Source organism: Isoptericola sp. NPDC057559, from assembly GCF_042801555.1.
GTDB lineage: Bacteria > Actinomycetota > Actinomycetes > Actinomycetales > Cellulomonadaceae > Isoptericola.
In genome coordinates, this window is sequence record NZ_JBHVFQ010000054.1 from 1 (window position 1) to 4,132 (window position 4,132).

The 4,132-nt window shown below is 78.1% G+C and carries 5 protein-coding genes and 1 pseudogene; all 6 read right to left on the reverse strand.

Annotated features, from left to right (window positions below; all coding sequences use genetic code 11):
- A pseudogene (locus ACFU5J_RS21835) lies at positions 1–563 on the reverse strand (hypothetical protein); the annotation flags it as partial.
- Positions 564–630: 67 nt separating this feature from the next.
- Complete coding sequence (locus ACFU5J_RS21840) at positions 631–1,281, reverse strand: ATP-binding cassette domain-containing protein (RefSeq protein ID WP_430580112.1); 651 nt, start codon at positions 1,279–1,281, stop codon at positions 631–633.
- A complete protein-coding gene (gene deoC / locus ACFU5J_RS21845; protein ID WP_430574923.1) occupies positions 1,271–1,990 on the reverse strand; it encodes a deoxyribose-phosphate aldolase in 720 nt (239 codons plus the stop codon). Before deoC ends, ACFU5J_RS21840 begins: the two co-directional genes overlap by 11 nt.
- Positions 1,987–3,102, reverse strand: a complete 1,116-nt coding sequence (locus ACFU5J_RS21850; protein WP_430580113.1) for an adenosine deaminase — start codon at positions 3,100–3,102, stop codon at positions 1,987–1,989. The genes deoC and ACFU5J_RS21850 overlap by 4 nt, the downstream gene beginning before the upstream one ends.
- A 19-nt stretch (positions 3,103–3,121) precedes the next feature.
- The gene (locus tag ACFU5J_RS21855) at positions 3,122–3,355 is read right to left on the reverse strand and encodes a hypothetical protein (protein ID WP_430580114.1); all 234 of its coding nucleotides are present in this window, start codon (positions 3,353–3,355) and stop codon (positions 3,122–3,124) included.
- Between the two features lie 86 nt (positions 3,356–3,441).
- Positions 3,442–4,132 (reverse strand): hypothetical protein (locus ACFU5J_RS21860; protein WP_430580115.1); only part of this gene is annotated, 691 nt, incomplete at its 5' end.

Consider the following 4,132-nt stretch of genomic DNA (forward strand, 5'->3'; position numbering starts at 1 on the left):
GCCAGGGGCACCTGCGCGAGCAGCGCGGCGACGGCCCCCGCGAGCGGCGTGGCGGACGCGACGCCGCCCGCCGTGCCCCCGCCGACCGCGCCCTGGGCCACGGCGCTGCCGACGAACGCCCCGACGGCGGCCGCGCCCGCCACGAGCCACGCCGCGCGGCGGCGGAGCACGTCGTGCGGGGCGAACTGGCCGCCCAGGGCGAAGGTCGCCTCCGCGGGGCTGGTCCACAGCGGGCCGCCCCCGCGCGCCGCCGCGATCCCGCCGGCGCCCAGCGCGCCCAGCGCCAGGGCACCCCCGGCGACCGCGGACACCACGCCCCCGCCCCCCGCGGGCCACGCCACCGCGGCCGCGGCCTGGACGAGCGCGGACCACAGGATCGGCCCGTACACGAGCGCGAGGAGCACCACGCCGTACGCCAGGTAGACCCGGTCGTGCGGGTCCCCGCCGCTCTCTGCGGCCCGCACGACGACCGCCCGGCGGCGCAGCGACGCCACCCAGCGGCGCCAGCGGCGGTAGGGCACGCGGGAGCCGTCGTCCACGTGCCCCGCGTCGGCGACGCTCACCGCGGGGACCCCCCGCAGGTCGCGGCGCCCGCGCCCGAGCGGGTCCCGGGGTCCGTCGTCGCGCCCGTCACCGGGGCCCCGGCGCCGCGAGCTCGACCGCGCGCCCCCGGTGCGCGAGGTCCGCGCGCAGGTCCGGGTCGTGGGTCGCGACGAGCAGCGCGCGGCCGGCGTCGAGCGCGCCCGCGACGAGGCGGCGGGCGACGGCGCGCCAGCGGGCGTCGAGGCGCTGCTCCGGCTCGTCGAGCAGCACGAGGCGGGCGGGCCGGTACAGCGTGGTCACGAGGGCGAACATCTGTCCCTCGCCCGAGGACAGCTCGCCGGGGAGCTGGTCGCGGACGCGGTCGAGCTCGGCCGCCGCGAGGGCGGTCTCGACGTCGGGGCCCGGGTGCCGACCCGCCCACGCCGACGCCACGAGCCGCAGGTGCTCGGCGACGGTGAGGTCCGGGTAGGCGGACAGCCCGCCGAGCAGCACCGCGACGTCCTCGCGACGGCGCAGGCGCGCCTGCCCGGCGGGCAGGCCGAGCACCCGCACCCGCCCGGTCGTCGGCTCGTCCTTGCCGGCGACCAGGCGCAGCAGCGTCGACTTGCCGCTGCCGTTGGGGCCGACGACGGCGGCCGCCTCCCCCGGGCCGAGCGTCAGCGACGTCGGCCCGAGCACCTGCACGGTGCCGTGGGTGCGGGTCGCGTCGCTGACCTCGACGAGCGGTTCAGTAGCCACTGCCGCCGGCGGCCGGGGCCTCGCCGGAGAAGCCCGCGAGCACGCCCGCGGTCCCCGAGAGGCCCAGCCGTGTGGCGCCGGCGCCGATCATGGCGAGCGCGTCGTCCAGCGTGCGGACCCCGCCCGAGGCCTTCACGCCCAGGGCGTCGCCCACGGTCTCCGCCATCAGGGCGACGGCGTGCACGGACGCGCCGCCCGCGGGGTGGAACCCCGTGGAGGTCTTCACGAAGTCGGCGCCCGCGTCCCGCGCCGCCCGGCAGACGGCGACGATCTCGTCGTCCGTCAGCGCCGCGGCCTCGATGATGACCTTGAGCAGGTGCTCGGCGGGCACGGCCGCCCGCACGGCCGCGATGTCGGCGCGGACGGCGTCGAACGCGCCCTCCTTGGCCGCCCCGACGTCGATCACCATGTCGACCTCGTCGGCGCCGTCGGCCACCGCCCGGGCGGCCTCCGCCGCCTTCACCGCGCTGACGTGCTTGCCCGACGGGAAGCCGCACACCGTCGCCACGGCGATCCGGCCCGCCGCGACGCGGGCGGCGTGCGCGACGAACGTCGGCGAGATGCAGACCGAGAAGACGCCGAGGCGGGCGCCCTCCTCGACCAGCGCCGTCACGTCCGCCGTCGTCGCCTCGGGCTTGAGCAGCGTGTGGTCCACGAACTGGGCCAGGGCCGCCGCGTCGGTGGGGACGGTGCGGGCTGCGTCGCTCATCGCTGCGCTCCTTCGACCTGCTGGTAGCCCGGCAGGATGACGTCGTCGACGAGGGCGCGGCGCTCGTCGTGGTGCATGAACGTGCTCCACGCGGCGGTCAGCGTGACGTCCGCGAGGTCGTCGATGGTCCAGCCGGCCTCGGTGACGAGCCGCGTCATCTCGTGCGACATCGAGGTGCGCGACATGAGGCGGTTGTCGGTGTTGAGCGTGACCGCGAAGTCCAGCTCCTTGAGGCGCGTGATGGGGTGGTCGGCCACCGACGTCGCCGTCGTCGCCGCGGTCTGCAGGTTCGAGACCGGGCAGACCTCCAGCGTGATCTGGTGGTCGCGCACCCAGTGCGCCAGGCGGCCCAGCTCGGCGCGCCGCTCGCCGTCGTCGTCGAAGCCCTCGTGGAAGGTGACGTCCTCCACGATGCGCACGCCGTGGCCGATCCGGTCGGCCTGGCCCAGGTGCACCGCCTGGGCGATCGACGCCGGGCCGGCCGCCTCGCCGGCGTGGATCGTGGTCGGGAAGTCCTGCTCGGCGAGGTAGCGCCAGATCTCGGCGTGGCGCGACGGCGGGAAGCCGTCCTCCGGGCCGGCGATGTCGAAGCCCACGACGCCGCGGTCGCGGTACGCGACGGCGAGCTCGGCGATCTCCTGCCAGCGGTCGGTGTGCCGCATGGCGGTGACCAGCTGGCCCACGCGGATGATCTGCCCGCGGGCGGCGGCCTCGCGGATGCCCTCGTCGATGCCCGCCTGCACGGCCTCGACCGTCTCCTGGAGGTTGAGCCCGCGGCCCAGGTGCTGCTCGGGGGCCCAGCGCTGCTCGGTGTACACGACGCCGTCCGCGGCCAGGTCCAGCACGGCCTCCCGCGCGACCCGGGCCAGGGCGTCGGCCGTCTGCATGACGGCGATCGTGTGGTCGAACGTCTCCAGGTACCGCACCAGGGACCCCGAGTCCGCGGCCTCCACGAACCACGTCCCGAGCGACTCGGCGTCCGACGCCGGGAGCTCGTGGCCCACCTCCGCGGCGAGCTCGAGGACGGTCTGCGGTCGCAGTCCTCCGTCGAGATGGTCGTGCAGGAGCACCTTGGGCAGGGCCGGGATCAGGTCGACGAGCGCTTGCGTCATGGGGCCAACCTACCGGCCGTCAGGCGTCGTCGTCGGCGTCGGGATCGTCGAGCCCCGGCACCTCCTGGCTCTGCTCCACGACGTCCGCCTCCGCGGCCTCGTCGTCGAGGTCCGGGCGGGCGTGCCGCGGGCGGTACTCCTCGGCCGCGCGGGGCTCCTGCTCGGTGGTCTCGGCGTCCTCGACCAGGCTGGTCGTGTCGTCCGTGCCCTGTGCGCCGGCGTCTTGCCGGGCGTCCTCCGGGACGGTGCTCATGGAGCTCCTCCTTCGCTCGACGGCGGTGCGCCCACCCATCGTGACCCCGCCCCGGGTGGCGCGCCAGAGGAGCCCGGCGCGACCGGTCAGCCGCGTGCGTCGCGGGGCAGCAGCGCCCACACCACGTGGGGCCAGCCGCCCAGCGCGGCCTCCGGCAGGCGCCCGGTCGCGGGCGCACGACGGGTGCCGCCGGCCGCCTCGAGGGCCGCCCGCGGCACCGCGTGCAGGCGCCCGGACGACGGCTCGTAGAGCGTGGCCAGCCCGCCGCGCACGGCGGTGAGCAGCACCACGTGGCGGGGTACCGCCGTCGCCGCGCCGCGGGCGAGGTCGCCGCCCGTGTAGAGCGGGACGGGCACGCCGGCGGCCGCGGCGGCCAGAGCCGCGCCGAGGACGCCGGGCGCGGACCGGCCGCCCACCACGCGGTGCGCGTACCGCACCCGGCCGTACCGGGCGACCCGGGCGGCGCCCCACGGCGGCGTGCCGAGGGCGGCCGGCCACACGGGCACGCCGCGCGCGCCGTGGGTCGCCTGCCGGTGCAGGGCCCGCTGCTGGGCCGCGAACGCCGCCGCGGCCCCTTCGGGCCACCGGCTCAGCTCGAGCGCGCGGCGCGGGTCGCCGGCGAGGCGCAGCAGCGCGAGCACCGCCGGGCCGCAGCTGCGCTCGTCGACCTGCCGCGCGGGCGCCACCACGCCCTCGGCCGCCGGCAGCGTGAGGGCGCGGGGGCGGCCCGGCGCCGGCATCGGCGCGTCGCGGCCGAGCGGGTCGAGCACCCACGCC